2 protein-coding genes are annotated in these 1,347 nt (G+C 55.9%); both read left to right on the top strand.

Annotated features, from left to right (window positions below; translation table 11 throughout):
* Positions 1-758, top strand: a 758-nt coding sequence (locus tag AK963_RS29030; RefSeq protein WP_238593892.1) for a hypothetical protein, incomplete at its 5' end; no start/stop codon positions are given.
* Positions 759-1,150: 392 nt separating this feature from the next.
* Positions 1,151-1,347 (top strand): hypothetical protein (locus tag AK963_RS36245; protein ID WP_238593891.1); only part of this gene is annotated, 197 nt, incomplete at its 3' end.

Genomic DNA, 1,347 nt, shown 5'->3' with positions numbered 1-1,347 from the left:
AGCTGCCGGAAGGCATGAGCCTGGAGGACGCCAAGAAGATTTACCCCTATCGGCTCTGGTTTTATGACGGTCAGGCCGGTGAAGGGCCGATGATCGACGCGATCAACGTCCAGAGTAATCAGGGTGACCTGTCCGGCATCTTTGAACTGTTCCGCCGCTTTGCCGACGAGGAAACCTCACTGCCGAGCTACACCCACGGCGAGCAGACCCAGAACCTGAACAAGACCGCCAGCGGCATGAGTATGCTGATGACCGCCGCCAATGTGGCCCTGAAAAGCGTGGTCAAGAACATTGACGACTACGGCACCATCCCCCTGATCGAGAGCCTGTTCAACTTTGCCATGCAGTGGGCAGAGATTGACGACAAGCGGGGCGATCTGGACGTGGTACCCATGGGCAGCTCGGCACTGATGGCGAAAGAGATTCACAGCGAACGGGTGATGAACGCCCTGAACGTGACCATGAACCCGCTACTGGGGCCGATGACCGATCACCGCTACCTGCTTGATGAATACATGAAGTCACTGGACATTGATACCGACAAGGCACTGCGACCGGAGGAAGAACTCTATGCACAACCTGATGCACTTGAGCCGGGAGGAAGCGGAGGCGATCCGCGCCCTGGACCATCAGGCCAGCTACCAGGAAATGAAGGTGTATCTCGTCCGGCGCAGAACCCTTCTGCTGGACAAGCTGGCCAGCGCATCGGAGGTGGCGGACATTCGCCAGTTGCAGGGCCGTATCAACGAACTGGATGACCTGCTCTGTCTGCCCAATCGGGCTGAACGGGTAGTGAACCCGAACGGATAAGAAACAGGAACAACAAGAACACCGAACCGCCTTAACTGGCGGTTTTTTATGCCCAGGGATGGGCGGTATGGCTGGAATGCGGGAGCAATTCCCGGTGAATGCCTGTGAATTGTGGATAACCCTCCAAACCCCAGGGTATCTCAACCCCAAACCACGGGGTATCTGGGGATTGGTTAAGTGGTTGTCTGATAAAGGATAATATGAAAATCCGGTGGTGTGGATAACTTAGATACCCCGGATGTTGAAAAATTAACCAGCTTTTACCACGAACCGCCTGCACTGGCGGTTTTTTTATGCCCAGGGATGGGCGGTATGGCGGTAACGCATGGAGCGGTTACCGGTGAATTCCTGCCAAAAGGACAAGCCGAGAGCCCCGGACGGCAGGTCAATCAACTTTGTGGACAAGCCCCAGTGCCCCACAGGGAGAGTGAAGATGGCGATAGACGCCGACAAACTGGATCAGGAAGCTGATGCCGAATACGCCAGGCTGATGGGTATGGAACCGCAAGCCCCTGTCTCTCAACAGGAACAGGACAA

Origin of the sequence: Endozoicomonas atrinae, assembly GCF_001647025.1 — a bacterium.
Lineage (GTDB): Bacteria > Pseudomonadota > Gammaproteobacteria > Pseudomonadales > Endozoicomonadaceae > Endozoicomonas > Endozoicomonas atrinae.
Note: the sequence above shows the minus strand (reverse complement) of the source record. Positions and strands in the feature narration are given on the sequence as shown.